The organism is Paenibacillus sp. FSL H7-0735 (assembly GCF_038008505.1).
Lineage (GTDB): Bacteria > Bacillota > Bacilli > Paenibacillales > Paenibacillaceae > Paenibacillus_AQ > Paenibacillus_AQ odorifer.
In genome coordinates this window covers 5,447,348-5,473,678 of the sequence record NZ_JBBOZH010000001.1, presented here as the reverse complement: position 1 = coordinate 5,473,678, position 26,331 = coordinate 5,447,348, and the positions used below count along the sequence as shown (strand labels likewise).

Here is a 26,331-nt window from a genome sequence, read left to right as displayed (position 1 = left end):
ACGGAGATCTTCCGTTTATGCGGGAAATATAGTCTTTATATTTCGGCGCAAAACTAACGAGTCCCGAGCTTAAGGAGATGAATTCTCTTTGGCCGGGCTCGTTTACTTTGTAGCGAAGGAAAGACATATGAGAGGAGCCGTAGCTGTGGAGGGAAACAAGAGGAGAATCTCCATTAAGACATCCGGCAATAAGAATAACCCAGACAAGGAAAAGGAGAATAAGGCTTTTCCTGAAGTTAATCCTGAGTATCTAACAGCAGATCCGCGTAATCCCGAGGATATTCCGCTGGAAGAAAAAATGAATACGATGTACCGATTGACCTTTGAGTGGGCTCATATTTTGGAAAAATCCCGAATTTATCAATATACGGATCTACTATATTCACCTTGGCGGTTGATTTGGAGAAATATTTTATTTGGAGCAGCTCGGGGAGTTGGGATTGCACTGGGTTTTACTTTTTTTGCGGCAACGATTATTTATATCCTTCAGGGACTAGGCGCGCTCAATCTACCGATCATTGGGGATTATATTGCGGATATTGTGCGGATTGTACAGCGTCAGCTAGAGTTCAAATAGCCATCGAAACGTTAAGATTAAAAACAGCGAACCATTCCTTAAAACTGGAACAGTACGCCGTTTAAATGATTTTGTGTATGGGACATCTGTGTTTAGTCTTCCTCGAGAGGATCAAGACTATGGGTTGCCTCGTCACTGTCCAAATAACGCTGGTAGCTCCGTCCCGGCACTACAATCAGATTGTTGCCCGTGATATCTGTGGCGATAAAGTTCTCCCAAGGCTCTACGCAGCCTTCTAGCTCATCGGCTTCAATCTCCATATCATTATAAGAATCAATATTGTTGCCCTCCGCCATGGCGGGAGAATTCGAGGTACCCCAGCTTTCAACAATCTGCCAGGCATCCTCGCCGTCAAAACCGTTTTGATCGTCGCGCTCATCCAGACTGGTGCGTCCAAAAGGTGGAGATAACAGCTCCTCTTCCACTGGACGAGTGAAAGGTGCGTTTTGCCGCGGGTTGTGCTCTTTACAATAAAGTGTGGAAGGGATGGCAGATAAACGTTCAAAAGGGATCGGCTCACCACTAGCCTTGCATATCCCATAAGTGCCATTATCCATAGCGGATAAAGCAGCTTCAATATCGTCCAGCTCATGCTCGTCCCGTTCTAACAGTGAAATGTCCATGGAGCGATTATACAAATCGGTGGCTGCATCTCCTGGATGGTTGTCATTCTCGGAAAGTTCTCCGGAACCATCCCGCATGGATTCATCTAAGCCGTAATGCTCATTATTCTGAAGCCTGCGCTGAATCGTATCCCGATCTTTTTCCAATCGTGCACGTAGCTCTGAGAGCTGCTGTACTGTCAGGTGCGTCATAATGAGAAAGCTCCTTTCTGTACCTTTTATAAGAATCATTCCGACTTGCCGGATAACACCGGATGGTTCTTCTGTTAGGTTGACCGGAGAGCAGGGATTTTACCGCTGGAAAATAGTCCCCAAGATTGAACTTAGCGGATGTCCCGCAATAGACGATTCTTTAAGGGCTGTGCTACAATATACAAGTCTTTAAACAGTATTCGTACCGCATTTAGCGGGAAAAATAAGAACGGAGTGACAACTTCTGTGGTGTACTATTTGATTGCTCTTATTGTATTTTTGGTGGATCAAGGGACAAAGTATCTCATTGCTACACGTCTGGAGATCGGAGAACAGATTTCTGTTATCGGAGATTTTTTCCTGATTACCTCTCATCGCAATCGCGGGGCTGCTTTTGGGATTCTCGAAGGTCAGCAATGGTTCTTCTTTCTAGTTACGGTTGTAGTGGTTAGTGGTATCGTTTGGTATTTGAACAAGACTAGACACTCGCGGAAGCTGTTATCTGTTGCCCTAGGGCTTGTACTGGGTGGAGCTATCGGTAACTTCCTGGACCGGATAATCAATGGTGAGGTTGTTGATTTCCTTCTGTTCAATTTTGGGAGCTATAGCTTCCCGATTTTTAATGTGGCGGATTCTTGTATCGTCATTGGGGTTGGATTGATTCTTCTGGATTCTTTTCGTGACCTTAAAAACGGCGAAGAAATTACAGAAATAAAAGAAGTAAAAGAAGCAAAGGAAGTAAGAGAAGGGAATGAATGATTTGAATAAAGACGTCAATCACCAAGCGGCATCTACGAGCGAAGAAGAGAGGGACGTCACGGAATGGACCGTTTCGGCAGAGAACGCGCGGGAGCGAATCGATAAATATATTACGGAATCATGGGAAGAAGAAATTTCCCGTTCTCAGGTGCAGCTGTGGATCAGCGGCGGTAACGTTACGGTTAATGGCAAGCCAGTGAAAGCCAACTATAAGCTATCGGAAGGCGACGTGGTTAGCGTTGTTGTCCCTGAAGCAGAAGTAACGGATTTGATCGCGGAGAACATTCCTCTTGAAGTTGTATATGAAGACAGCGATGTCATTGTGATTAATAAACCCCGGGGCATGGTTGTGCACCCAGCTGCGGGACATCCGTCAGGCACCTTAGTAAATGCGCTGATGTATCACTGTAAGGATCTGTCCGGCATTAACGGTGAGATTCGTCCAGGTATTGTACATCGGATCGATAAGGATACCTCTGGTCTTATCATGGTGGCTAAGAATGATGCCAGTCATGCCTCACTTGCCGCACAGCTTAAAGAGCATAGTGTTACGCGCCGATATATTGCAGTCGTACACGGCAACTTGTCGCATGATAAGGGCACTGTTGACGCACCGATTGGCAGAGATCCACATGATCGCAAGCTATACACAGTAACCGAAAAGAACAGCAAAAAATCCGTGACCCATTTTACAGTAATGGAACGCTTCGGAGATTGTACACTGCTGGAGCTGCAGCTGGAGACTGGCCGCACGCATCAGATCAGGGTACATATGAAGTTCATTGGCCATCCACTTGTAGGTGATCCGATATATGGACGCAGCAAGGGCACTACGATGAATGGACAAGCGTTGCATGCGGCGGTGCTCGGATTTATTCATCCTACCACAGGTGAATATAAAGAATTCAGCAGACCTATTCCGGAGGACATGGAAGAAGTCCTGTTCACACTACGCAGCAGATAAGTACAAATGAAGTGATAATTAGTCTATGGTATTGAACACTACTTTACGGCATATTTAAAAACATAAGGATAAAGAAAGGGTAATGCCTTATTCTTTATCCTTATTTTTATAATGAAACGGATATCCGGAAACATACGCCATCCAAGGGACGGCGAAGCCGTTTCTTTTAAAAGTAGAATAGATATTCAGGAGATGAGATGACAGTATGAGTATTGAACAATACCAAGATAGCTTCATTCAGACTAATTTTGCAGACCGCATCGGCGGTGCCAATTATGGCAAAGACACTTCGATTTATAAATTCGAGAAAATCAAACGTGCTAAAGCATCCGCAAAACAGGATTTTCCTAACATTGAACTAATTGATATGGGCGTAGGCGAGCCGGATGAGATGGCGGATGCGGGTATCGTAGCTAAGCTTGCTGAAGAAGCAGCGAAGGAAGAAAACCGCGGATATGCGGACAACGGAATTGCCGAATTCAAGACTGCTGCTGCTGAATATTTGCGGGAAGTTTTCCGGGTGAAAGGTATTGATCCAGACACGGAAGTAGTTCACTCCATCGGATCGAAGCCTGCGCTGGCTATGTTGCCATCTTGTTTTATCAATCCAGGTGATATCACGATTATGACCGTGCCGGGTTATCCAGTCTTGGGTACACATACTAAATATTTGGGTGGACAAGTATTTACAGTGGAGCTGAAGAAGGAGAACAAATTCCTTCCAGATTTGAACGAAATTCCGGAAGACATTGCTCGTAAAGCTAAGCTTCTTTATCTAAACTATCCAAACAATCCAACGGGCGCTAGTGCCACTCCTGAGTTTTTTGCTGAGGTCGTTGCATGGGCGAAAAAATACGATGTAGTGGTTATCCATGACGCACCTTATGCTGCCTTGACCTATGACGGTTTGAAGCCACTTAGCTTCCTCTCCGTTCCAGGTGCAAAGGATGTGGGTGTAGAGCTGCATTCTCTTTCTAAGTCTTACAATATGACGGGTTGGAGAATTGGTTTTGTGGCTGGTAATCCGCTAGTGGTTAAAGCTTTCAGCGATGTGAAGGATAATAACGATTCCGGCCAATTTATCGCGATTCAAAAAGCAGCGGCTTATGGTCTTGCTCATCCGGAGATTACTGAAGCGATTGCGGATAAATACTCCCGTCGTCACAACCTGCTGGTTGATGCACTGAACAGCCTTGGCTTTAAGGCTGAGAAGCCAAAAGGTTCCTTCTTCCTGTATGTCGCTGCACCTAAGGGAATCAAAGGCGGCCGTCGCTTTGAATCCGGTGAGGATTTCTCCCAATTCCTGATTCGTGAGAAGCTGATCTCCACTGTGCCTTGGGATGATGCAGGTCCATTTGTTCGTTTCTCCGTTACCTTTATTGCTAAAGGTGAAGAGGAAGAGAGACGTGTCATCTCTGAAATTCAAAGACGTCTTAGCGATGTGGAATTTGAGTTTTAAGCATTGTTATTGAAATTAATGAGGCTGTCCGAAAAGTAGTGAATTCTACTTGGGGGCAGCTTCTTTTTTATTGAATAGGAAATGTGGATGTTGCTGTGCCTTATGACTATATGCCACGTGTCGTGTTCTGTACTATTGGGGTGGGTGGTGGATCAATGCTGTGTGTGATTTTCGTACAGCTTGCAGTAGATGATTTGTGGTAGCTGTGACGGTGGAATTTGTGCAGTGGACTTGTGTGGCGGACTTGTGTGGTGAGCTATATGCGTTCTGTGTTTGTGTGAAGTAAAGAGTGGGTTATAAACTAATTAGGGAAAAACTCCCTGAAATTAGCCGATATTCGCTCTGAATTTACGAAATCAGGGAAAAACTCCCTAATAATCAGGGGTTTTCTATATTAATCACTGAATCGGCCAACAATTAGGGAAGTTTTCCCTAATTACAAGTCTGATGAACAGAAATCACTGACTTTCAGGGAGAAATTCCCTAATTACTATATAAGAACCTCACCAATTGCATCATTTTCAGCATTACTAGGTGCGCCTCTTGAACCATTTGGACATCAAGTAGTGTTAAGAACATAAACGAGGTTGTCCCAAAAGCCATGAAACGGCTATTTGGGTTCAGCCTCGTTTTTTATGCAGATATACTGAGTACCGCTTTCCCCTTGTTGTTAATAGAAGTAAGGAAGAGAAGTGCAAAAGTTTAGGCAGAGAAAGTTGACATGAGGGGGTTGTTCTGTCATAATTCTTGTTAAATGAATAGCGCCTTTAATTCAGTCCTGTGAGGCTGGCAAGGTAACGTGAATCGAGGTTCGCGACTCTTAGAAAGGTATCCGTGTGTAAATACGGAACTGTCTTTTTATGCGCGCGGCCGTCATCTTCCTCATCTGCGGATTTCACTCCTTGCCTGTTATAGGCAAGGAGTTTTTTGATTTCCGGGAACTTGAATAGGCGAACAAGCTGGAGGGTGACAAGATTATGGTTACTGAGAAAAATGTCATTATGGATGAAACGGCGATCCGCCGGGCCTTATCGCGTATTGCTCATGAGATTTTGGAGAAGAACAAAGGTATCGAAAATTGTCTGCTGGTCGGCATTCGGACACGAGGTGTGTATCTGGCACAGCGTATCGCTGAGCGCATCAAGGAGATTGAAGGCGTCGAGATTCCATACGGTGAGCTGGATATCACACATTACCGGGATGATCGTGAAGTGGAAGGCAGTGAAGCAGTAGTGAAGAGTAACGTCGTTATTACTTCAGGAAGTGCTGGCATCCATGATCAGAAAGTCATTTTGTTCGATGATGTACTTTACACCGGACGAACCATCCGCGCGGCGATGGACGCTTTGATGGATTGCGGACGCCCACGAATGATTCAACTGGCAGTACTGGCTGACCGCGGACACCGCGAGCTGCCGATCCGGCCGGACTACATCGGTAAGAATGTACCTACCTCAAAGCACGAGCAGATTGAAGTGGCGCTGAAGGAATACGACGGCAAAGATGAGGTCTACATTATTTCAAACCGGGAGGAACGATAACAACATGACACTTACCAAGGTAAAGGAACGTAGTCTGCTGGGAATCAAAGAGCTTGACCGGTCGGAAATTATCCAACTGCTTGACAGAACAGCATTTTGGGACAATCAAAGTGAAAAGCTGACGCCCATCTTGAACTCCCATTTTATTTCTAACATGTTTTTTGAGAACAGCACACGCACACGCTTCTCTTTCGAGATGGCAGAGAAACGACTAGGTGCGCAAGTACTTAATTTTACGGCTGCAGCTTCTAGTGTAGAAAAAGGGGAGTCGATCTACGATACAGTGCGCACACTGGAATCGATGGGGATCGATGCCGGAGTTGTGCGTTTGAAGCCTGCAGGTGTGCTGCAGCAGTTAGCTGAGAAGGTGTCCATACCGCTTATCAATGCGGGCGACGGCAACAATGAACATCCTACGCAGGCGCTGCTTGATTTATACACCATGACCAAAACCTTTGTGGAACTAAAAGGCCTGACAGTCTCCATCATTGGGGACATTATGCATAGCCGCGTAGCGCGTTCTAATCTCTGGGGGCTTACGAAAATGGGAGCCAAGGTGCAGTTCTGCGCACCGGATAATATGAAGGCTCCTGAGCTTATGGAGTATGCGCCTTACGTAACTATGGAAGAAGCTCTTAAAGCGGATGTAGTAATGATGCTTCGAGTACAGCTTGAGCGCCATACTTCCGGCATTAAGCTGTCTGCTGAAGATTACCGTAGCCACTATGGTCTAACAGAAGAGCGGGCAGCTAAGCTGGCCAAAGACACAATCATTATGCATCCAGCTCCGGTTAACCGGAATCTAGAGATTGATGATGCAGTAGTAGAGTGCAGTCAATCGCGGATTTTCCCGCAAATGTCTAATGGCGTACCGGTTCGGATGGCGGTTCTCGAAAGAGCTTTACTATAAGCTTACAGAATGCTAACGTATAGAGACTAATAAATATACACAAAGATGAATTTTTATTATATAATAACGAGAGGGCCCGCAGCTGTGATCTGAGGGTAAAGGTAGAATCATGACAGTGATTATTAGAAACGCCAGCGTATTGAATAAGGAAGGCTTGCTTGAGCGCAAACACATCGAACTACAGGATGGTGTGATCTCGGCTATAATCGACGGAAATGAAGCTATCGGAGAAGCCACGGAGATCATTGATGCTGAAGGTAAGCTGCTCATTCCGGGACTCATTGATATGCATGTGCACTTGCGTGAACCGGGATTTGAACACAAGGAAACAGTGGAAACCGGAAGTCGCTCAGCTGCTAAAGGCGGATTTACAACCATTGCATGTATGCCAAATACTCGTCCGGTGACAGATAGCCCGGAGATCGTGCAATTTGTGAAAGACAAGGCGCGTGAAGCAGGACTAGTTAAAGTGCTTCCTTATGCAGCCATTACGAAAAATGAGCTCGGACGTGAGTTGACGGATTTTGCGGCGCTCAAAGAAGCTGGAGCTATTGGTTATACAGACGACGGTGTGGGCGTACAAAGTGCTCAAATGATGAAAGATGCAATGAACATCGCAGCATCGCTCGATATGCCAGTCATTGCTCACTGCGAAGATAACTCGCTGGTTGAGGGCTGCTGTGTAGCTGAAGGTGAGTTCGCTAAGAGGCATGGCCTCAAAGGAATTCCGAATGAGTCAGAAGCGATCCATGTTGGACGCGATATTTTGCTGGCAGAAGCGACAGGCGTTCATTACCATGTATGCCATGTCAGTACTGAACAGTCGGTGCGGCTGATTCGCCAAGCAAAAGAGATCGGCATTAAAGTAACTGCTGAGGTATGTCCGCATCACTTGCTTCTTGCTGAAGACGATATTCCAGGCCTTGACGCCAATTGGAAAATGAACCCGCCGCTGCGCTCCCGCCGCGATGTTGAGGCGTGTATCGAAGGGTTGCTTGATGGCACACTAGATATGATTGTTACAGATCATGCGCCACATAGTGAGGAAGAGAAAGCGAAAGGAATGCAGCTGGCACCTTTTGGTATCGTTGGATTCGAGACAGCTTTCCCCCTCTTATACACGGCGTTTGTAGAAACCGGAAAATGGGATTTATCCTTACTAGTACAAAGAATGACTGCCGATCCTGCACGGGTATTCAGATTGAACACCGGGGTTATGGAGATCGGAGCTCCTGCAGATTTGACACTCATCGATCTGGAGCAGGAAAAAGAAGTAGACCCAGGTTCCTTCGCAAGCAAAGGACGCAACACACCTTTTGGCGGCTGGAAGCTTAAGGGTTGGCCAGTAAAAACTTGGGTGGACGGCAAAGCCGTATGGACTGAGAAAAACTAGCGGACTGGTGAGGCGAAATTGCTGATCTTTGCGGATCAGCAATTTGAGCGCGTACACTCCGGAAGGCATGCAAGGCATACGTATTAGACTACAGAACATGAAGGAGTGGAAGGGAATGCAGGCGAGATTGCTGCTTCAAGACGGAACTTTATTTACAGGTACCGCATTTGGCGCTGAAGGTGAAAAGACAGGCGAGGTTGTTTTTAACACAGGAATTACAGGATATCAAGAGGTGCTGTCTGACCCTTCATATTGCGGACAAATCGTTACCATGACGTACCCATTGATCGGGAACTACGGGATTACGCGGGATGATTTCGAATCTGTTCGACCTTTCGTACACGGTTTTGTAGTGCGTCGTCATGAAGAAGTTCCAAGTAACTGGCGCGCAGAATACAGTGTGGACGACCTGCTGAAAGAATACGATATTCCTGGAATCAGCGAGATTGATACCCGGATGTTGACGCGGATTATTCGCCACTACGGAACAATGAAGGCGATCCTGACTACCTCTAACAAACGGGTAGAGGAATTGATGGAAATGATGGGCGACACTTCAATTGAAGAACTGCGCAATCAGGTAGCACGCACATCTACTCCAAGCATGTACAATAGCCCAGGAACTAAAGAACGCATCGTGCTGGTAGATTACGGAGCGAAGGCTGGTATCTTACGCGAGTTGAACAATCGCGGTTGTGATGTTGTAGTTGTACCTCATGACGTAACTGCTGATGAGATTCGTCGCCTCAATCCAGATGGTATCCAGCTGTCCAACGGCCCTGGGGACCCGAAAGACGTTCCACACGCAGTGAAGACGATCTCAGAATTGCTTGGTGAATACCCAATCTTCGGTATCTGCTTAGGTCACCAGCTGTTTGCACTGGCTTGTGGCGCGGATACAGAGAAGCTGAAATTCGGACACCGTGGCGGTAACCATCCGGTTAAAGAATTGGAGAGCGGACGTTGCTTCATTACTTCTCAGAACCATGGCTACACAGTGAATGAAGACTCTGTGAAGAGCACGGATCTAGAGGTTACTCACATTAATAATAATGATAAGACCGTTGAAGGACTTAAACATACCCGTTATCCTGCGTTTTCAGTACAGTACCATCCAGAAGCAGCACCGGGACCTCATGACAGCAGCTACTTATTCGATCGTTTCTTACAGATGATCGCTGATCATAAAGCTAACACACCTGTAAGCTCGCGCCAGGCGCAGCTTGCGGCAAACGCCAGAATCACGGCGCCAAAACCTACAGTAAAACAGCTTGAAGCCGTGAAAGGAGCTCTATAACATGCCTAAGAATGAAAAGCTTAAAAAAATATTAGTAATCGGTTCTGGACCGATTGTTATCGGGCAAGCCGCAGAATTTGACTATGCCGGAACGCAGGCCTGTCAGGCCCTGAAAGAAGAAGGCGTCGAAGTTGTGCTGATCAACAGTAACCCAGCGACTATCATGACTGACACCAATATGGCTGATAAAGTTTATATCGAGCCGATTACCCTTGAATTCGTAACTGGCATCATCCGTCAGGAGCGCCCAGATGGCTTGTTGCCAACTTTGGGAGGACAGACAGGTCTTAATATGGCTGTAGAATTGGCTCGTGCAGGAGTACTAGAGCAAGAGAATGTTAAGCTTCTAGGTACCCAGCTTGAGTCCATCGAAAAAGCAGAGGATCGCGATTTGTTCCGTGATCTGATGCGCGAACTGGAACAGCCTGTACCAGAGAGCACTATTATTACCACAGTAGATGAAGCGATGAAATTCGCTGAGGAAATTGGTTTCCCTCTAATTGTACGCCCGGCTTATACGCTTGGCGGCACCGGCGGCGGGATCTGCGACAACGAAGAAGAGCTGCTTGAGACTGTCAAAGCAGGTATTCGTTATAGCCCGATCGGACAATGTTTGGTGGAGAAAAGTATTGCCGGCATGAAGGAAGTTGAATACGAGGTTATGCGTGATGCGAACGACAACTGTATCGTTGTCTGCAACATGGAGAACTTCGACCCGGTAGGTGTGCATACAGGTGACAGTATCGTTGTGGCACCTAGCCAAACGTTATCCGATCGTGAATATCAAATGCTGCGCAGCGCTTCACTCAAAATCATTCGTGCGCTGAATATCGAGGGTGGCTGCAACGTGCAGTTCGCACTGGATCCGCAAAGCTATCAATATTATGTAATCGAAGTAAATCCACGTGTCAGCCGCTCTTCGGCTTTGGCTTCGAAAGCAACCGGTTATCCGATTGCCAAAATGGCTGCCAAAATCGCGCTTGGTTACACACTTGATGAAATCGTCAATCCAGTTACTGGACAGACCTATGCTTGCTTCGAGCCTACACTTGACTATATCGTAAGCAAAATCCCACGCTGGCCGTTCGACAAGTTCATTCATGCGAACCGTAAGCTGGGCACACAAATGAAAGCAACTGGAGAAGTTATGGCCATCGGTCGTACCTTCGAAGAGTCCATTCATAAAGCAATTCGTTCCCTGGAAATCGGTGTACACCGTTTCCGCCTGCCGGGCGCTGAAGATTTGGAAGAAAGCGTCCTGCGTGAACGTCTGGCAAAACCTGATGATGAGCGGTTGTTCTTGATCGCGGAAGCCTTCCGCCGCGGATTTGGCTTGCAAGAGATTCAAGATATCACTAACGTGGACTGGTGGTTCCTGTCCAAGATCGAGGGATTGATCAACTTTGAAGAGGTTATCCGTGGGGATGAAAGCTTATCAGCAGAAACCCTGTATCAAGCTAAACGCAGAGGTTTTACAGACCGTGCGATTGCTGAGATTCGTGCAGAAGGACAAGCGAACGTTAAATTCATCAAAGAAGCTGATGTACGCGCGCTTCGTTTAGAGCGAGGATTAACGCCTGTATTCAAAATGGTAGATACCTGTGCGGCTGAGTTCGAAGCTTCTACACCTTACTACTACTCTACTTATGAGACTGAAAATGAAGTCATTCATTCCGATAAACAAAAGGTTATCGTACTTGGATCGGGTCCAATCCGGATCGGTCAAGGGATTGAGTTCGATTACTCCACTGTGCATGCAGTGTGGGCGATTCAGAAGGCAGGTTATGAAGCGGTTATTATCAATAATAACCCTGAGACTGTATCTACGGACTTTAATACTTCGGACCGGTTGTATTTTGAACCCTTATTCTTTGAAGATGTAATGAACGTAATTGCGCAAGAGAATCCGATTGGAGTTATCGTACAATTCGGAGGCCAAACAGCCATTAACCTTGCTGCACCATTAAGTGCGGCTGGCGTTAAGATTCTCGGAACTAGCCTAGACAGTATTGACGAAGCTGAAGACCGGAAGAAATTCGAAGCTTTGCTGGCTCGTCTGGATATTGCCCAACCAAAAGGTAAGACGGTTATCAACGTAGATCAAGCAGTAGAAACTGCACAATCGCTTGGATATCCGGTGCTGGTACGTCCTTCCTATGTACTTGGTGGACGCGCAATGGAAATTGTATATAATGATGCGGAATTGCTTAGCTACATGGTAGAAGCGGTTAAGGTGAATCCGGAGCATCCGGTATTGATTGACCGTTACATGCTTGGTAAAGAGGTTGAGGTAGACGCAATTTGTGACGGTGAGACGGTAGTTATTCCAGGGATTATGGAGCATGTTGAGCGTGCAGGCGTTCACTCCGGTGACTCCATCGCTGTATATCCTCCGCAATATCTGGATGAAGGTCTGAAAGCAAAAATTGCAGAGATCACAATCAAGATTGCTAAGGAACTGAAAACGATTGGTCTGGTCAACATCCAGTTCGTCATCTATCAGAATGAAGTGTACGTCATTGAAGTAAATCCACGTTCATCGCGTACGGTTCCATTCTTGAGTAAAGTAACTGGAATTCCAATGGCGCATCTGGCAACCAAAATCATTCTCGGCGGCAAGCTGAAAGATGACGGTTATACAGAAGGTCTATGGCCGGAAAGTGATTATGTATCGGTTAAAGTGCCGGTGTTCTCTTTTGCCAAGCTGCGTAGAGTAGAACCAACGCTCGGACCTGAAATGAAATCGACGGGTGAGGTTATGGGCCGCGATAAATTGTATGCAAAAGCTTTGTATAAAGGTCTAATCGGAGCAGGAATGAAAATTCCAGCAACTGGCGCTATCATCGTTACAGTGGCAGATAAAGATAAAGCAGAAGCTGTGGAGCTTATGAAAGGCTTCCACTCGCTGGGTTACAAGATCATTGCTACCGGAGGCACCGCTCAAGCGCTTGAAGAAGCAGGTCTCAACGTAATGAACGTGAACAAGCTGGATGAAGGTGCACCGAACATTCTCGACTTGATTCGTGGTGGGCAAGCCAACTTCGTCTTTAATACACTGACTAAAGGGAAAACACCAGAGCGTGATGGATTCCGTATCCGTCGTGAAGCGGTTGAGAATGGCGTCGTATGTATGACATCACTCGATACAGTAACGGCACTGCTCAGAATGCTGCAGACGATCAACTTCTCGTCACAGTCCATGCCTGCTTTTGTCGGACAATTAAACTAATCTCATAAAGATGCATAGGGCGGTTTGCGTTTACGCAGACCGTTCCGCTATGCCTAGGGGCTAATAAATGAAGAGTGTGGATTTAAGTCTGCACTGGATGGGAGAACGGTTATGGGACAGGGAGATGCAAAGTGGAATGAAATGGCGAATCGCTTGATGATCGCCTTGGATTACCCTGATGTTGCTGGGGCAAGAACCTTGATTGACAAGCTGGAAGGGATTCCTTGTTATATGAAAGTGGGAATGCAGCTCTTCTATGCAGCAGGACCGGAATTCATTAATGAACTGAAATCTCGGGGGTATTCTGTATTTGCAGATGTCAAAATGCATGATATTCCTAACACGGTAAAAGGCGGGGCAGAAAGCCTTACGAACCTCGGTGTAGATATGTTTAACGTACATGCCGCTGGAGGCTCGGCAATGATGGCTGCAGCCCGTGAAGGCGCTGCTTCAGTAGTTAATGGGAATGCTACGCTTAAAATGCCTTTGATTATCGCAGTTACACAGCTAACCAGCACGAGCCAAGAAGTGATGAATAACGAAATTGGAATCGCAGGAGACGTAGCAGATACTGTAGTCAGATACGCTAAGCTGGCAGCCGCTGCAGGTCTGGATGGGGTAGTGGCTTCACCACAAGAGTCCTCAGCGATCGCAGAGGCTTGTGGACCCGCATTCTGCACAGTTACACCTGGTATCCGCCCAGCAGGTGCATCCTTAGGTGACCAGTCCCGGGTGATGACGCCGGGCAAAGCCATTCAGCAAGGCAGCCACTTCCTGGTGGTGGGACGTCCTGTTACAACTGCAGCTGATCCACGTCAAGCAGCACTAAATATTATTGAGGAGATGACCCTAGCATGAGTACATTAAATAGAAGTGAACAAGTAGCAAGTTATCTGCTTACGATAGGAGCGGTGGCACTGCGACCGCAGGAGCCTTTTACCTGGACCTCTGGTATTAAATCCCCGATCTATTGCGATAACCGTCTGACTATGGCTTACCCAGAGGTACGTAACTATATTGCTGATGCCTTCGCTGAGCTTATTAAAAGCCAGTATTCAGATGCAGAGGTGATCGCAGGTACAGCAACCGCAGGCATTCCTCACGCAGCTTGGGTAGCTGATAAACTCAATCTGCCAATGGCTTATATCCGCGATAAAGCTAAAGGTCACGGCAAGCAGAATCAGATCGAAGGCCTAATTAAGCCGGGGCAAAAGGTAGTTGTTATCGAGGACTTGATCTCCACTGGTGGAAGCTCCATCAAAGCAGCTCAAGCTGTGCAAGAAGCAGGCGCAGAAGCGTTGGCTGTATTGGCAATCTTCAGCTACGAGCTGGATCGTGCGGTCGATGCTTTTGCTGCCGCTGAAATGCCATTACAAAGCTTGTCCAACTACAGCACATTGATTGATGTGGCTCTTACACAAGGCGAGATCGCAGCTACAGATGTGGAACTGCTGAAATCTTGGAGAAAAGATCCTTCCGCATTTGGCGTTTAAACTAAATATTTAAGTATAGATTGGACGGGCCTCTCACATTTTGGTGGGAGGCTTTTCTTTTTAACTGCACCGAGTGCAATTAAAAGGAAAAGGTGCTCTGACACTCTGGAATACTATACTTTGCCCCGGTGATTCCATTGCGCTGTCGTCTCAAACGCAGAATAGTTGCAGTTCGTGCACTTAAACTAACCTTCCTTAGAGGATCTGGCGATATAGTTGCACTTTGTGCAATTATATCCGCCAGAAATCCGCCGAAAGCTCCTAATAACGTTTTTTAACTGCACATAGTGCAATTAAAAGGAGAAGCGCAACACACACAGCTGTAATAGTTGCACAAAGTGCAATTATCTTACCGTAGAAAGGCATATCAGGATCCTCAGAAAACTCCCGGAATGTTTTTTATAGAAATAATATGAAGAAATCGTAGCATAACTTTAAACAGCCTGTAACTTCCCCTCCAGAATAAAGCTATATACTGTTACTAGAATTATGGGTAATTATTCATAAGGTGGATGGATTGAGTATTTTATGGGAGGGTTCAAGAATGAATCATATAAATAATAATAGAAGGCTATGGCGGCGCTGGTTAAGCTTTGGAATATGTGCAGCACTCCTATTGCCTTTAATTTCTGAAAGCAGGCATACAGCCTGGGCAGAGGCTTCTAAGCCATCTACAGAACAGCGCGTGTTACGTATTGGCAGCCTCTGGTCTGGAGAAGACGATTCTTCTTTTCGTCAGCAGTTTACAGATATGTATGAATTGCAGCATCCTGAAATCAAACTTGAGATTATTCCAGCCATCAATATGAATGAGCTTCGTTTTGACAGCACCTATCCAGAGGTTAACCCAGATAATCTGGAGAATATCCGAACAATTATGGGCGGTGCACAGCCAGTTGATGTAATCGTCGGTGATAGTACATTGGTGAAGAGTTTGGTGAAGCATAATCTGGTGCAATCGCTGGAGCCGCTTATCGCACGAGATCAATATGATTTAAGCAATATGGCACCTACAATGTTAAATGGAGTACGTGAGCTGGGTGGAGGAAGTCTTTACGCGTTAGCACCGACCTTTATGTCGAGTGCGTTATATTTTAACAAAGGTATTTTTGATGCTGCTGGTGTAGGTTATCCGACGGACGGAATGACTTGGGATGAAGTGTTCGCGCTGGCCGAAAAGGTGACCAAGAAATCGACAAATAAAGATAAGCGTATATATGGATTTTCGATGAACCGTTATATGAGCGATCCTTTCTGGGATATGCAGACCTATGTCTCACCGCTTGAGCTTGCTATGTATGACAACAAGGGACATAAGATGGAGGTAAACCAAACACAGTGGAGTCAAGCTTGGACGACCTACAGCCAATTGGTGAAAAAGCAAATTACACCTGGGTTAAACGGTATGGATTTTATAGAAACAGAACGGAGCACCTATAGTCCTGTCCAAGGGGATCTATTCCTTACCGGAAAAGCTGCAATGGTAATTGGAGAATACGATTATCTTAATGAGCTTGCAGGTGTGAGCCGCAATGCAGCAAAAATTAAAAATTACAGTCCCGTCGATTGGGGTTTCGTTACCGTACCTACTTTTAAGGAGAAACCAGGAGTGGCTGTAGGTACTTGGGTAGGTAATATGATGGCTATCAACACTATGGCTGCTAATAAGGAAGATGCTTGGGATTTGATCAAGTTCGTCAACAGTAATGAGGTAGCCAAAATTAAAGCTCATACCCGCGGGGAACTAACTTCCCGTAAGGATTACATTACCACGAAGGTACCTTCAGTAAATCTGGAATCCTTCTATACGCTCAAACCATTACCAGCCAATGATCCTTTGATGAACGTCCTACAAACACAGAAGCCTGGAATTAGCCGTATTAACGATGTTGGGCGCCAACTATTCACAGAAGTTTATCAGGGCAAAAGAACGGTGGAGAGTGCCCTCAAAGCTTGGGAGAAGCAAGGGAATACCATGCTGGGTACGCTCGAAAAAGATCCCACATATTATTTCGACTCTATAGGGGATTAAGTTTTGGAATATGTAGCGGCCACCGGATTTCCGGTGGCTTATTTTGTGGAACTTGGGCATGATAAGTTCAGAGCAGCGTGAGATTAATTTGCAAAAAGGAGAAGAGGGCATCATGAATTGGATATACTTCGCGAAACTGTTCAGAACGAGATTTCAAGCAGGTTGTTTAGCAAAAAGGTTGGAGCAAGATGGCTGGATTTATGGCTACCATGACCCAAGTTTTGTGGAAATTTATCGATCCCGCAAAGGAAGATATGGGGTTAGATTTTTGCCTTGAGAACTTTTACAAATTCATCCTTGACGTAGACCCATTTTGTACTGTATATTATTTATTGTCGCTGTTTGAATATTATTTCTGACGCGGGGTGGAGCAGCCCGGTAGCTCGTCGGGCTCATAACCCGAAGGTCGCAGGTTCAAATCCTGCCCCCGCAACCAATTTTATTACAACAGCAATTGTACATTCGGATATTTTTAGATCCGGGCCCTTAGCTCAGTTGGTTAGAGCGGTCGGCTCATAACCGATTGGTCGGGGGTTCGAGTCCCTCAGGGCCCACTTATCAAAAACCCTTACTTTGTAAGGGTTTTTTGCTGTCTATAAGCTTAGCAATATAAGAAAGTAGAATGGATAAAGAACAGAATTTTGAGTTTGCTAACGGATTTGCTAACGGGAATTATTTTTCTGCAGTTTCGAGCTGTTTTTCAGCGTATTTATTCAGTTCTGCTTCAATTTTATCAACGGCCTCTTCCTGCATGATTGGGAGTAGGTGTGAGTATTATTCGTTGAACATCGCTGGAGTCATACCCAGTCGTTCAGCAGCTACCTTTAGCTTTATATAGCTCCGACCAGAGTAGCAACATACTAAGTCAATTTCCTTGTATGAGTCCTCGTATTCTTTTTTTAGCCCCGATTTGCGTATAGCGTTCCTTAAGACCATCAATAATATTCTGAAAAACCTTGCAAAGTACCACTGGAGATCAGAGTACCAATTTAGGATATTTCTAATGTCGTTTGTAGAGTACGGCAGTTTACTTCTCTGCCACTGCCGCTCTTGCTAAGGGGGATTTAATAAATTTTAGTAGAAGGTCTGACATTCATTTTAAATAAATGTTATAATTATTAAATCAGTGTGTAGAGATATTGGTCTTTTTTGTTGGGCCAAAAATATATGTCTCATGATACGTCTGCCATCTGAAATATTATTCACGGAGATGACAAACATGCATGGAGACAAAAGACTGCCCAGAAACGGAAAAGAAGGTATACTATTTTTACTCATTATTTCAATCATTTCAGTAAACACTATTGCCCCTATTATTGTGGGGTTGGAACGTGGCTTCAGTAAGGAAGTGTATATAGATACACTAAAGGTTATTCCGTTTATGTGGATGATCGTAGTTTTATCTGTAAGATTAGTTGCAGGACCGATTGTCGGGAAAGTGATGCCGAAATTCATGGGACAAACAGATGGATTTAATGCAAGGATTCTGTTGAATACTTTATTGAATGTCACGGTGTTATCTATTTTACTATCAATTATCGGCACATGGGTTGGGACGAAACAAATAAGCCTGGATCCACTTAAAAATTTCCTTCACATCTGGCCAAGAAACTTTGGTATAGCATTTTGGATTGAACTGTTGGTTGCGCAGCCGATAGCAAGATTTGCAATGAAAACATTACACGCAAGACAGGATCGAAAATCGGAAAGTGTAAATGCGTAACTAGCTAGAATTTTGTAGACGAATAAGAAAAAAAGGAGCGTCCATGGTGGGCGTTCCTTTTTTATGTCGTAGTAGTCGGACTATAATGCTCAACAGGAGATGCTCGCGAATGACTGAACGCACAATGTAGAAGCATGCTCTAAATACTGCGTACTTTTGATTTGCCTTTGGGGCGAATTGCTTCCTAAAGAATTAATCCAGCAATAACTCTAGCCCCCGGTCACCGCGGTTGAGTTTACAAGTACCCACTAAGGAGAAGTAACCGATGAAAACGAAAATACTCTTTTACTATCTGTGATAATTGCATTTACATGCACCGCAGTCACACTGGAGCCAACCACAAGAATAATGAATAGGGTGTGTCTCAGTGCCTAAAGGAGCATGACATCTCCAGCATTTAGTGTGACGTATTCCATATTTCATAATTTGTTTTTCTTTGATATGCGTTTGGAAGTATTCTTTTTGTGATTTTTTTCGTTTTTCTTCCTCTTCTTTCCTAAGTTGTTCATTTTGTTGAATTATGAATTTTCTTTCAGCTTCATTCTTTTTAATAGCGAGTGCTTCTTGAACGTACCCTTGAATTAAGGAAATATCATTTTTCAAGCAACATACTATCTCTGTTACATTCTGTCGTTCATCGGAAATCATTCCATATAGGTTAACGCCATTGTTAAAGTCATCTTGCGATAAATTAAGCATATCAAGATTTCCTGACACTAATGAACGACTTATCATAACGTTTCCAATGGATAAAAATCCTGAACTCAATTTCATGCTCAATATGCTATCTTTATGCAGATAATTATTACCTTTAATTTCAATGATGGCGAATTGTCTGTTTACTGTTGGAGTATAAGTTAATTTATTATCGATTTTTATAGTATTTGATTCCGAAAGTTTCTGATATTCTCTATCTTCTATTATTGTAAGAAGACCCTGTAATACTCCTTTGAAAAATCCCATATTATGTACTCTCCTTTTATTTAAATCAGGTTTATTTTACCATGTGAAATAGTTTAATAGTGAGGAAATTTGAATTGTATTTGACTGAGGATTAGTAACATAAGGACTCTGGAGTATGAAAGATTTGTTATGGACAGAAAAAAAGAAAGAGTTATCCAGTATCCGATAAAATAGCTGTTGAACTGCACCCCGTCAAGTAGACAGCACAAAAAATAAAAGTAGTTTAAGCGGCCTTAGTCCTAAATTCAATGGGACTGAGGCCGTTTAGTTTTGCCTGTAACCGTTCGTTATTATAAAAGTGAATGTAGGTATCAATATCTGTTTGGAGTTCTTCAAAGGTCTGGTAGGTATGTAAGTAGTACTTCTCACATTTCAATGTTCCCCAGAAGGATTCCATCGGCGAATTGTCAATGCAGCAGCCTACTCGGGACATGCTTTGCTTCAGTTCTGCATCGTCCAGCATCTTCTTAAAATGCAGAGAGGTATACTGGAAACCACGGTCGCTATGGAGTAAGGTTCGGCTCTCCGGTGCTGCCTGCAAAGCTAATTCCAGTGTGTTAAAAACTAGCGAATTATTATTGGAATGACCCAGAACGTAAGCAACAATGGACTTGTCATACAGATCTTTTATTGCACTTAAATACGCCTTCTTGCCGTTGCCGTATTTGAATTCCGTTACATCCGTTACCCATTTTTGGTTTGGAGCTTCAGCCTCAAAATTACGGTTCAGCACATTCTCTGCAACCTGCTGAGGCGTGGAGCCTACATACTTCTTTCTCTTTCTGCGGATGACTGACTGGATACCTTGGCATCTCATCAGCCGGTACACTCGCTTTGCGTTAATAGATTTATCCATTTGTCTGCGCAAATGCAGGGTCAATTGGCGATACCCAAAGGTTCGTTCCACCTTCTCATACAAGAGGAGCATGGCCTCTGTCAGTTTCTCGTTGTCAGCCTCTCGAAAACTGGGTTTGCGATTCAACCATTTGTAATAACTTGACCGTGAAATCCCTGCGATGTCACACAAAAGCCGAATGGAGCAAGACTGTTCCTGCTGAACAGCCTGAATGGCCAGGTAGATATTCACCTGGCGAATGGTTCTTAACGCCTCCTCTTTTCGAGTTCCTCTAACTTTTTTAGAAAAGCATTCTCCGCACGCAGGCGTGCATTCTCGTATTCCAGCTTTTGCATCGCGAGTTTGTGGCGATCTGCTTCCGTAAGTTCTTCAGGCGCTTTGGTGCGTCCTCTACCGTCTCGTAATGCCTCTTCACCACCTGCTTCGTACTTCTTTACCCAGCTATATACTTGTTGGTAAGACACGTGAAAATGGCTTGCCGCCTTCGCATAGTCTTCTCCGTTCGAAAGGCAGTACAGCACGATATTTATCCGTTCCTGCCAAGTGGTTACGCGTCCTTTGGTCATAGCTTTAGTTCCTCCTGAATGAGCTGTTAAGCTGTTGCTATGACCATTATACTTCCTAATCCAGTTGGCGAGTTGGGTTGCACTTGCAATCTTATACTTGCAGATGATTTGGTTTTGCGACAATCCTCCCTCGAGATAATCCTTAACGGCATAGAGTTTAAGTTCTGCAGAATACGTACGATTGTAGCTTCGGACTTCCAGCCCTTCGTATCCATACAATTGATAACGTTGCCGCCACTTCACTATAGAGTTTTTGGATATTCCATACTTCCGGGCCGCAGCTTTCAAACCAATGTCGCCCCGTTCAATTTCTTGGAGAATCGTTAACTTTTCCAGTGCTGTATACTTCTTTTGTTCCATAAAAATGCTCCCCATACAGCGACAGGTTTTTATTATTTCACCTGTCTACTATATGGGGAGCATATCATGTTGGGGCACTCTTTCTTGCTGCAAACTTACTTATACTAAACACCAAACTTCGTTTGATTAGGGAGCATTTTTGGTATGAGGCTCCCATCGGACCCAGCTGACCCTTAAAGAGGTTTTTCTCCACATTTGCAATTCTAACGGACCCCATAGTCGCTATTGGCATAAAAAGTACCGCATTTGAGTCTCTTTCTAGGCATTAGCGTCCATGGAGTCCGAAACCATGCTCCAAAGGCTGAAAATCAGCAAATAGCGGCATCTAGGTCCGATAGCTCGAGGTGAAGGAGGTTAGTTCGTTAGCTCGTTAGTGCCATGCTCCTCGCAGATGTAGTTGCAGAAATTACAATGAGAAGTAGCCTATAAAGGAACAATCAGTAGTTTCACCTCTGCAACCAGCATATCTAGTATGCGAGCTCATAAACCATACAGTAAAGCACAAAACGGCACTGCTCCAAACCATGAAATGGTTTGGAAGCAGCGCCGTTTTTGTTAGCAGTCAGCTAAATTCCTCCAATGGAGAGCAAGGCGACCGAAACGATGTACCCAATTGCTTCCGACCGCTGGCCCAATCGCAATCTCAATCGCAATCGCGATCTCAACCGCAGTCCCAACCGCAGTTGCAGCCCCGATCGCAATCGCGATCCCAACCACAGCCCTAGTCGCAGTCCCGATCGCAATCCCAATCCCAATCCCAATCCCAATCACACTCCTAGTCGCATTTCGCAGTCCCGATCACAGTCCCAATCCCAACCGCAGTCCCAACCACAGGCCCTGGGTATCCACCAACATCCCTAAAGTTTCATGCTGTCCCACAGCTGCTGGAATGCCCCGGATTCGACCTCGAAGAATACCGGTGCCTGACCGTAGCGTACAAGTCCTTGACCGAACAGCGTCAGCTCTACTCGGGCGTTGTCTTCCAGCTGCAGATAGATGATCTTGCGGTCTTCGCTGTCGTAGATGCCTTGCTCGATCAGCGGCTCTGCTGCCAGCGGTTTAGCCGCTTGGAGTGCTGTCAGGAAGCCATCAAGCGCCTCGCCATTGGCGATTGGCGCCTGCTGCTGGAGGCCGTTGTTCCAGCTGTTGAAGCTTTCCCACTGAGCTGAAGTAACTCGGCCTTCAAGATTCAGCTTGCCGAATAGGTCGGCGCCGCTGTTTATGGTGATGCCGTTCGTGTGCTCATACAGTTCAGCGAATACCTCGCCGTTGATTTCCGAATAGGACATAATCAGGAAGCTGGAGTCATAGCCCTTCACGGAATAGAGATCCGTTTCGCCGATGTTCGAGGCTAACTCAATATATTCGTCGTTACCGCTCCATTCGTTGATGCCGCCTGTAGTGCGTCCTAACTTGTCACCGCGCAGAGCGGCAGCATCGGCAGCGTCGATGCGAGTCGCTGACTGTGTGTAAATATTATTTTTATACACGACCAAGGCGATCATATCTGCCTTCACGCCAGATTCCTTATCTGGCAGTTTCAGCTTGGGAATGACAATGCTGCCCGATGTAGCTGTGCCCGAATTGCCAGCATTGCTTACACCCGGAGTTACCTGGGCAACCTGCCCCGGGGAGCTCTGACTGTTCAACTGCTGCCATATACTAGGCCCAGCCAGACCGATTCCTGCGGCGAGCACGACACTTGCCGCGATATAAACCGTCTTGCGCGGACGTTTCCGCTCCTGCCGCTGCTCCATTTTGTCGAACAATTCTTTTTTCATTCCTTCACCTGGCTTCATCGAATCCACCGCTTTCTTATATGATGTTCGAAACTGATCTTCCTTCACTGTGGTTCCGCTCCTTCCAGCTCCAGTTTTAACCGTTGCCGTCCCCGCTGAAGTCTCATTTTCACGGCAGACTGACTAATCTGCAGAATCTTGCCGATCTCCTGGATGGGATAGTCCTCGTAATAATAAAGATGGATTACGGTTTTATACTTCATGGGCATCGCCATAACTAACTGCAGCAGAGCCCAATCCTCGGGGCTGTCTGCCGCAATTGGCTCAGCGCTCTCCAGCTTAACCTCGCGCTTGCGCCAGCCTCTGCCCAGTAGTGTTTTACAATGATTGGTGATTACCCGGATCAGCCATGCCTTCTGATGTTCGGCATCTTTGAACTTTGGCGCTTTTTCTATTAGCTTGATGAAGGTATCCTGAGTGGCTTCTTCGGCATCTTGCCGGCTGCCTAGATGGACCAAAGCGATCCGGAACAGCATATCTGCGTAGATTTCGTAACTCTTCATCACATGATTTCCCGGCCGGGTCATGGATCGCTGCATGATACTGTGCCCCCCTTTACCTATAACACCATTTAGGACGGCATTAGGTCACATTTTGTTCCTGAGAAAATTTCTTTGTGTTTGAGAGTAGATGATGCCTATTCATAAATTATCGCCAGAGGGTTATGGACTCAGAAGTCGTTATTTGCATATAAATAGACTTTTGAGCAAGTTCGCGGACCCCAGTGACGCTATTCCTTAAAAAGTGGGCCTTGTAAGGTGTTTCTCATGCCAATAAAGGCGATGGGGTCCGTTACACTTCGAAATGGAGGGTTATGCTACGCATAAGATCAACTGTGTCCGATAGCTGCTAAGCACCACGCCAATATTGTCTACGCAAACGATGGTTACTTATTTAGAACAGGGGAGATCAAAAAAACGCATTTGCCCAAGCACCAAGTGCTGACTGCTGGACAAACGCGTCTTTTTAATAGAGTGACTCCTTCACTGGAGATCCTCTTCGATATGTTTATATGTATAGCTAGGATCATTACCTTTAACAGGAGCCCTGCTGTATTGATAGATCCTTCCATTTTCTTTTCGATAAAAGTATCTTGCGTAGGGTTCGTCTGCGAAAATCACCGTGGTACTTACGAGGGGAGCTTTGGCAATCTGGGTGTATACTTTATAAAAATCTTCCTTCTTATAATTTCTCGTCTCTATTAGATAATGAATGACTTCTCTGTTCATATGATTTCGGAAGGAGTGGAGGGCTAAGGATGTTATTCCACAGATTAAAAGGATTAGAACGATGAAGATTAGTTTTGTATTTTTCTTCATTAATTCCCTCCATATAGATAATTTGTATGTAGTATAAGATAATATACAGAGACTATTATGTCATTCATAGATATCTTGTAAATGTACAAATAAGAAAGGAGGTAAGAATATGACGCAGGAAGAAGAGAAAATACTGGAGCTGGAGCAGCGAATTAAGGTGCTGGAAAACCAGGCAAGTCCGAGGCTGCCGGGGATGAAAATCTTATGGTTTTTAATTTGGGGTTGTGTAATACAAAAAGGCAGCAAATACCGATAGTAATCCAGGCGTAGGCGAACGAAGAATTGCCGGGACATACTATATTTGCTGCCTTTTAACTTATGAAGAATAATGATTCTCTTTTAGTCTTCTTTGGGTTCTTGCAATAAAATGGAGAAGGTCCCCGTTTCGTGATCCACCTCAATCGTCTCAATGCCCACAAAATCCGGGATTTCGGGGTGTACTGCATCTACATTATAATCCGGATGAGTCAGTAATAATTCAATTACTTTAATGGCTTCCATGTCGTTCCCCCTCACGAGAAATTCCACCATAAATGAATATGCAGAGAACTACTGCAACTAAGTTTATTATCTCCGTGATCCGTTGCGAATATGTGTCTGTCGTTCTTCGCTTCTTCCCATCACGGCCAATAATTGCCCTTGGAACACACGTCTTTGGATCTGATCAATCCGCTGTAAGGCCAGCTCGGCAGGTACTTGGAATTCTGCTGCAAGATAGGAGATGGCATCTTCCCGTTGCTCAGGCAATGTCATGCGGGAGATCATGGAGTAAGGCATCGCCGCATACAAGATAAAACGCTCTGATTCGTCCTCCTGTGCCCGCGTGAAATGCTCTGGCATCAAGGTCTGATTATCGCTGCCATGGCGAAGTAGATGACACAGTTCATGAAGAAACTCTAGCCGTTGAAGATTGGCTGGAAGGCGGTTGTCGATAAACAGGCTGTACATCCCTGCAGACGCTTCAATGCTCTTGCTTCTCACATCCAAATAATGAACCCAGATATTAAGCCGCTCTGCAATATACGATATTGAAATTTGCGAAGGCTGATGAAGATTTAATCGCTTGTATAAATCCTCCGTCCATTTCTCAAGCACAGTCATTTGATAATATGATTTCATGTTCTCCAACTTATTCACCTCGTTTAAAATCACTAATAAATCACTAACGGGATCGTATGTTCGTATAAATGCGCAAAAGAAAAGCCCGAAGGGCTATGTAGAGTAAAAAAAGTCTAAGGATACATAGGAACGTTCGTTCTCATGTATCCTTAGCATAAAGCAATTACACACTAATATCAAGTGTTTTTCCCAAATTCGGAGCAACGCTTTTGCCCAGCATTTCCACCATAGTTTGGCTCTGGGTTTCAGCCTGATTCTTGGCAATATTCATGACCTGTATCCCAACATTTTGAGCTAAGGATGCTTGGCTCATTGCCATTGATAATGCAGCTATATCCATATTGCACCTCCTTTGTGTATATCCTGTTTATCGACTGTCCGCCTTCAATTCATTAGGTGATTGGCATTTGTTTGCCAATTCGCCCAAACGGCTTATCTCCTTTTTACATATCTTGTGCTGTAGTCATTAATCATTAGGAGGAATTGAAAATGGGTATGGAACATGGTTGTGGTTGTAACGTAGGTCCGGTAGTAAGTCCAGCATCAGTAGGTCCGGTGTGTAGTCCTTGGACTTCTACAGGAGCAATCCTGGTACTTTTCATCTTGCTGGTTATCATCACTAAAGCTTGCTTATTCTAAGTTAGCTGATGTGAAGTGTAGCCCCGTCTGGCGAATGCCAGGTGGGGCTATTCTGTTGCCTGGGGATGGTCAGACAGATCGTTATTTAAACATAAATTCTACCCGGGTTCCGTCTGCATAATCCTCCAGCTGATTGCCAACCCAGCTTCCTGCCCCGCGGTTATCGCTTGGCGTTATGTATTCAATGTCGGCACCAACGCCGCCTTCCTCACACATAGCCATTGGCCATTCATCCCGGTCATATCCCTTTTTAGTAGGGATCCCTTTTAAGGACTCTTTGCGGTTCTCTTCAGCCTGCTCTCGGTTAATCGTACATGTGGCGGATTCACCTTTCGCAATGGCATCCTGAATATGCTTGGCGGTCTCAGGATAGCGGTCTGATGGGAAGGTTAGCTGAACAACACTCGAATTGGATGGAGACGAGGGGTCTGTAGGCTCTCCGTTTTGTTCAAACCAGTAACTAGCCAAAGCAAGTAATGCAACAATGATGAGACTGGAGATCCATTTTTTCACTTTCA

Annotated in this window: 26 protein-coding genes and 2 tRNA genes; 17 read left to right on the top strand and 11 right to left on the bottom strand. The window is 45.2% G+C overall.

The genetic code is table 11. The features are described 5' to 3' along the window. The first annotated feature begins 286 nt into the window (after window positions 1-286). Entirely contained in the window at window positions 287-577 is a 291-nt protein-coding gene (locus NSS82_RS24890; protein ID WP_282579970.1) for a DUF5665 domain-containing protein, read from the top strand. A 92-nt stretch (window positions 578-669) separates the two neighbouring features. On the opposite strand, the gene NSS82_RS24885 is transcribed toward NSS82_RS24890, so the two are convergent. Further along, a complete protein-coding gene (locus NSS82_RS24885) occupies window positions 670-1,392 on the bottom strand; it encodes a TraR/DksA C4-type zinc finger protein (RefSeq protein WP_036683605.1) in 723 nt (240 codons plus the stop codon). 246 nt (window positions 1,393-1,638) lie between these two features. Here NSS82_RS24885 and lspA point away from each other — a divergent pair, with 246 nt between their 5' ends. From lspA to NSS82_RS24815, 14 genes are all read left to right on the top strand, one after another. Next, window positions 1,639-2,151 (top strand): signal peptidase II, encoded by a 513-nt coding sequence (gene lspA, locus NSS82_RS24880; RefSeq protein ID WP_036683603.1) that lies wholly within the window; start codon window positions 1,639-1,641, stop codon window positions 2,149-2,151. Further along, window positions 2,144-3,115 carry an RluA family pseudouridine synthase gene (locus tag NSS82_RS24875; protein ID WP_038572843.1) on the top strand — a complete coding sequence of 324 codons (972 nt, stop codon included), beginning with the start codon at window positions 2,144-2,146 and terminating at the stop codon, window positions 3,113-3,115. Before lspA ends, NSS82_RS24875 begins: the two co-directional genes overlap by 8 nt. Before the next feature lie 205 nt (window positions 3,116-3,320). Next, window positions 3,321-4,574, top strand: a complete 1,254-nt coding sequence (locus tag NSS82_RS24870) for an LL-diaminopimelate aminotransferase (RefSeq protein WP_076103788.1) — start codon at window positions 3,321-3,323, stop codon at window positions 4,572-4,574. Between the two features lie 977 nt (window positions 4,575-5,551). Next, entirely contained in the window at window positions 5,552-6,115 is a 564-nt protein-coding gene (gene pyrR / locus NSS82_RS24865) for a bifunctional pyr operon transcriptional regulator/uracil phosphoribosyltransferase PyrR (RefSeq protein ID WP_036683379.1), read from the top strand. Window positions 6,116-6,119: 4 nt separating this feature from the next. After that, window positions 6,120-7,025 (top strand): aspartate carbamoyltransferase catalytic subunit, encoded by a 906-nt coding sequence (locus NSS82_RS24860; RefSeq protein WP_076103789.1) that lies wholly within the window; start codon window positions 6,120-6,122, stop codon window positions 7,023-7,025. A gap of 109 nt (window positions 7,026-7,134) precedes the next feature. Next, window positions 7,135-8,418 carry a dihydroorotase gene (locus NSS82_RS24855; RefSeq protein ID WP_076273608.1) on the top strand — a complete coding sequence of 428 codons (1,284 nt, stop codon included), beginning with the start codon at window positions 7,135-7,137 and terminating at the stop codon, window positions 8,416-8,418. Between the two features lie 115 nt (window positions 8,419-8,533). After that, a complete protein-coding gene (gene carA, locus NSS82_RS24850; RefSeq protein ID WP_051491286.1) occupies window positions 8,534-9,715 on the top strand; it encodes a glutamine-hydrolyzing carbamoyl-phosphate synthase small subunit in 1,182 nt (393 codons plus the stop codon). A gap of 1 nt (window position 9,716) precedes the next feature. Further along, the gene (gene carB / locus NSS82_RS24845; RefSeq protein ID WP_036683372.1) at window positions 9,717-12,944 is read left to right on the top strand and encodes a carbamoyl-phosphate synthase large subunit; all 3,228 of its coding nucleotides are present in this window, start codon (window positions 9,717-9,719) and stop codon (window positions 12,942-12,944) included. 111 nt (window positions 12,945-13,055) lie between these two features. Continuing rightward, window positions 13,056-13,802 carry an orotidine-5'-phosphate decarboxylase gene (pyrF, locus tag NSS82_RS24840; RefSeq protein ID WP_036683371.1) on the top strand — a complete coding sequence of 249 codons (747 nt, stop codon included), beginning with the start codon at window positions 13,056-13,058 and terminating at the stop codon, window positions 13,800-13,802. Continuing rightward, window positions 13,799-14,437, top strand: coding sequence for an orotate phosphoribosyltransferase (gene pyrE / locus NSS82_RS24835; protein ID WP_076273607.1), 639 nt, complete (start codon window positions 13,799-13,801; stop codon window positions 14,435-14,437). Before pyrF ends, pyrE begins: the two co-directional genes overlap by 4 nt. Window positions 14,438-14,981: 544 nt before the next feature. Continuing rightward, window positions 14,982-16,469, top strand: a complete 1,488-nt coding sequence (locus tag NSS82_RS24830) for an ABC transporter substrate-binding protein (protein WP_038572833.1) — start codon at window positions 14,982-14,984, stop codon at window positions 16,467-16,469. Window positions 16,470-16,828: 359 nt separating this feature from the next. Then, a tRNA-Met gene (locus tag NSS82_RS24825) sits at window positions 16,829-16,905 on the top strand. A 44-nt stretch (window positions 16,906-16,949) separates the two neighbouring features. Then, window positions 16,950-17,023: transfer RNA gene (locus tag NSS82_RS24820), tRNA-Ile, on the top strand. A 665-nt stretch (window positions 17,024-17,688) separates the two neighbouring features. After that, window positions 17,689-18,192 (top strand): hypothetical protein, encoded by a 504-nt coding sequence (locus tag NSS82_RS24815; RefSeq protein WP_038572831.1) that lies wholly within the window; start codon window positions 17,689-17,691, stop codon window positions 18,190-18,192. Window positions 18,193-18,480: 288 nt separating this feature from the next. Here the strand turns inward: NSS82_RS24815 and NSS82_RS24810 are convergent, their stop codons facing one another. The 6 genes from NSS82_RS24810 to NSS82_RS24785 form a co-directional block, all read right to left on the bottom strand. Beyond that, a complete protein-coding gene (locus NSS82_RS24810; protein WP_036683363.1) occupies window positions 18,481-19,155 on the bottom strand; it encodes a hypothetical protein in 675 nt (224 codons plus the stop codon). Between the two features lie 223 nt (window positions 19,156-19,378). Further along, window positions 19,379-20,937 (bottom strand): IS3 family transposase gene (locus NSS82_RS24805; protein ID WP_094903917.1). Its coding sequence is split into 2 segments (ribosomal slippage): window positions 19,379-20,304 and window positions 20,304-20,937, totalling 1,560 coding nucleotides; the frame shifts between segments, so codons are not numbered across the junction. A 555-nt stretch (window positions 20,938-21,492) separates the two neighbouring features. Further along, the gene (locus NSS82_RS24800) at window positions 21,493-21,708 is read right to left on the bottom strand and encodes a hypothetical protein (protein WP_178944177.1); all 216 of its coding nucleotides are present in this window, start codon (window positions 21,706-21,708) and stop codon (window positions 21,493-21,495) included. Between the two features lie 86 nt (window positions 21,709-21,794). Beyond that, entirely contained in the window at window positions 21,795-22,784 is a 990-nt protein-coding gene (locus NSS82_RS24795) for a hypothetical protein (protein WP_081386554.1), read from the bottom strand. Next, complete coding sequence (locus NSS82_RS24790; protein ID WP_038572823.1) at window positions 22,781-23,275, bottom strand: RNA polymerase sigma factor; 495 nt, start codon at window positions 23,273-23,275, stop codon at window positions 22,781-22,783. The genes NSS82_RS24795 and NSS82_RS24790 overlap by 4 nt, the downstream gene beginning before the upstream one ends. Window positions 23,276-23,719: 444 nt before the next feature. Continuing rightward, a complete protein-coding gene (locus NSS82_RS24785) occupies window positions 23,720-24,055 on the bottom strand; it encodes a hypothetical protein (RefSeq protein WP_036683354.1) in 336 nt (111 codons plus the stop codon). Between the two features lie 109 nt (window positions 24,056-24,164). Between NSS82_RS24785 and NSS82_RS24780 the strand changes: the two genes are divergently transcribed. Further along, the gene (locus NSS82_RS24780; protein ID WP_155288177.1) at window positions 24,165-24,311 is read left to right on the top strand and encodes a hypothetical protein; all 147 of its coding nucleotides are present in this window, start codon (window positions 24,165-24,167) and stop codon (window positions 24,309-24,311) included. 83 nt (window positions 24,312-24,394) lie between these two features. On the opposite strand, the gene NSS82_RS24775 is transcribed toward NSS82_RS24780, so the two are convergent. The 3 genes from NSS82_RS24775 to NSS82_RS24765 all read right to left on the bottom strand — a co-directional run bounded on the left by NSS82_RS24775 (window position 24,395) and on the right by NSS82_RS24765 (window position 25,514). After that, entirely contained in the window at window positions 24,395-24,556 is a 162-nt protein-coding gene (locus tag NSS82_RS24775; protein ID WP_155288176.1) for a hypothetical protein, read from the bottom strand. A gap of 66 nt (window positions 24,557-24,622) precedes the next feature. Further along, a complete protein-coding gene (locus NSS82_RS24770; protein ID WP_038574762.1) occupies window positions 24,623-25,174 on the bottom strand; it encodes an ImmA/IrrE family metallo-endopeptidase in 552 nt (183 codons plus the stop codon). Window positions 25,175-25,337: 163 nt separating this feature from the next. Further along, window positions 25,338-25,514, bottom strand: coding sequence for a YjfB family protein (locus NSS82_RS24765; RefSeq protein ID WP_076098563.1), 177 nt, complete (start codon window positions 25,512-25,514; stop codon window positions 25,338-25,340). 149 nt (window positions 25,515-25,663) lie between these two features. Between NSS82_RS24765 and NSS82_RS24760 the strand changes: the two genes are divergently transcribed. Further along, the gene (locus NSS82_RS24760; RefSeq protein ID WP_155288175.1) at window positions 25,664-25,813 is read left to right on the top strand and encodes a hypothetical protein; all 150 of its coding nucleotides are present in this window, start codon (window positions 25,664-25,666) and stop codon (window positions 25,811-25,813) included. 81 nt (window positions 25,814-25,894) lie between these two features. Here the strand turns inward: NSS82_RS24760 and NSS82_RS24755 are convergent, their stop codons facing one another. After that, complete coding sequence (locus NSS82_RS24755) at window positions 25,895-26,326, bottom strand: NucA/NucB deoxyribonuclease domain-containing protein (RefSeq protein WP_036683407.1); 432 nt, start codon at window positions 26,324-26,326, stop codon at window positions 25,895-25,897. Window positions 26,327-26,331 lie beyond the last annotated feature (5 nt).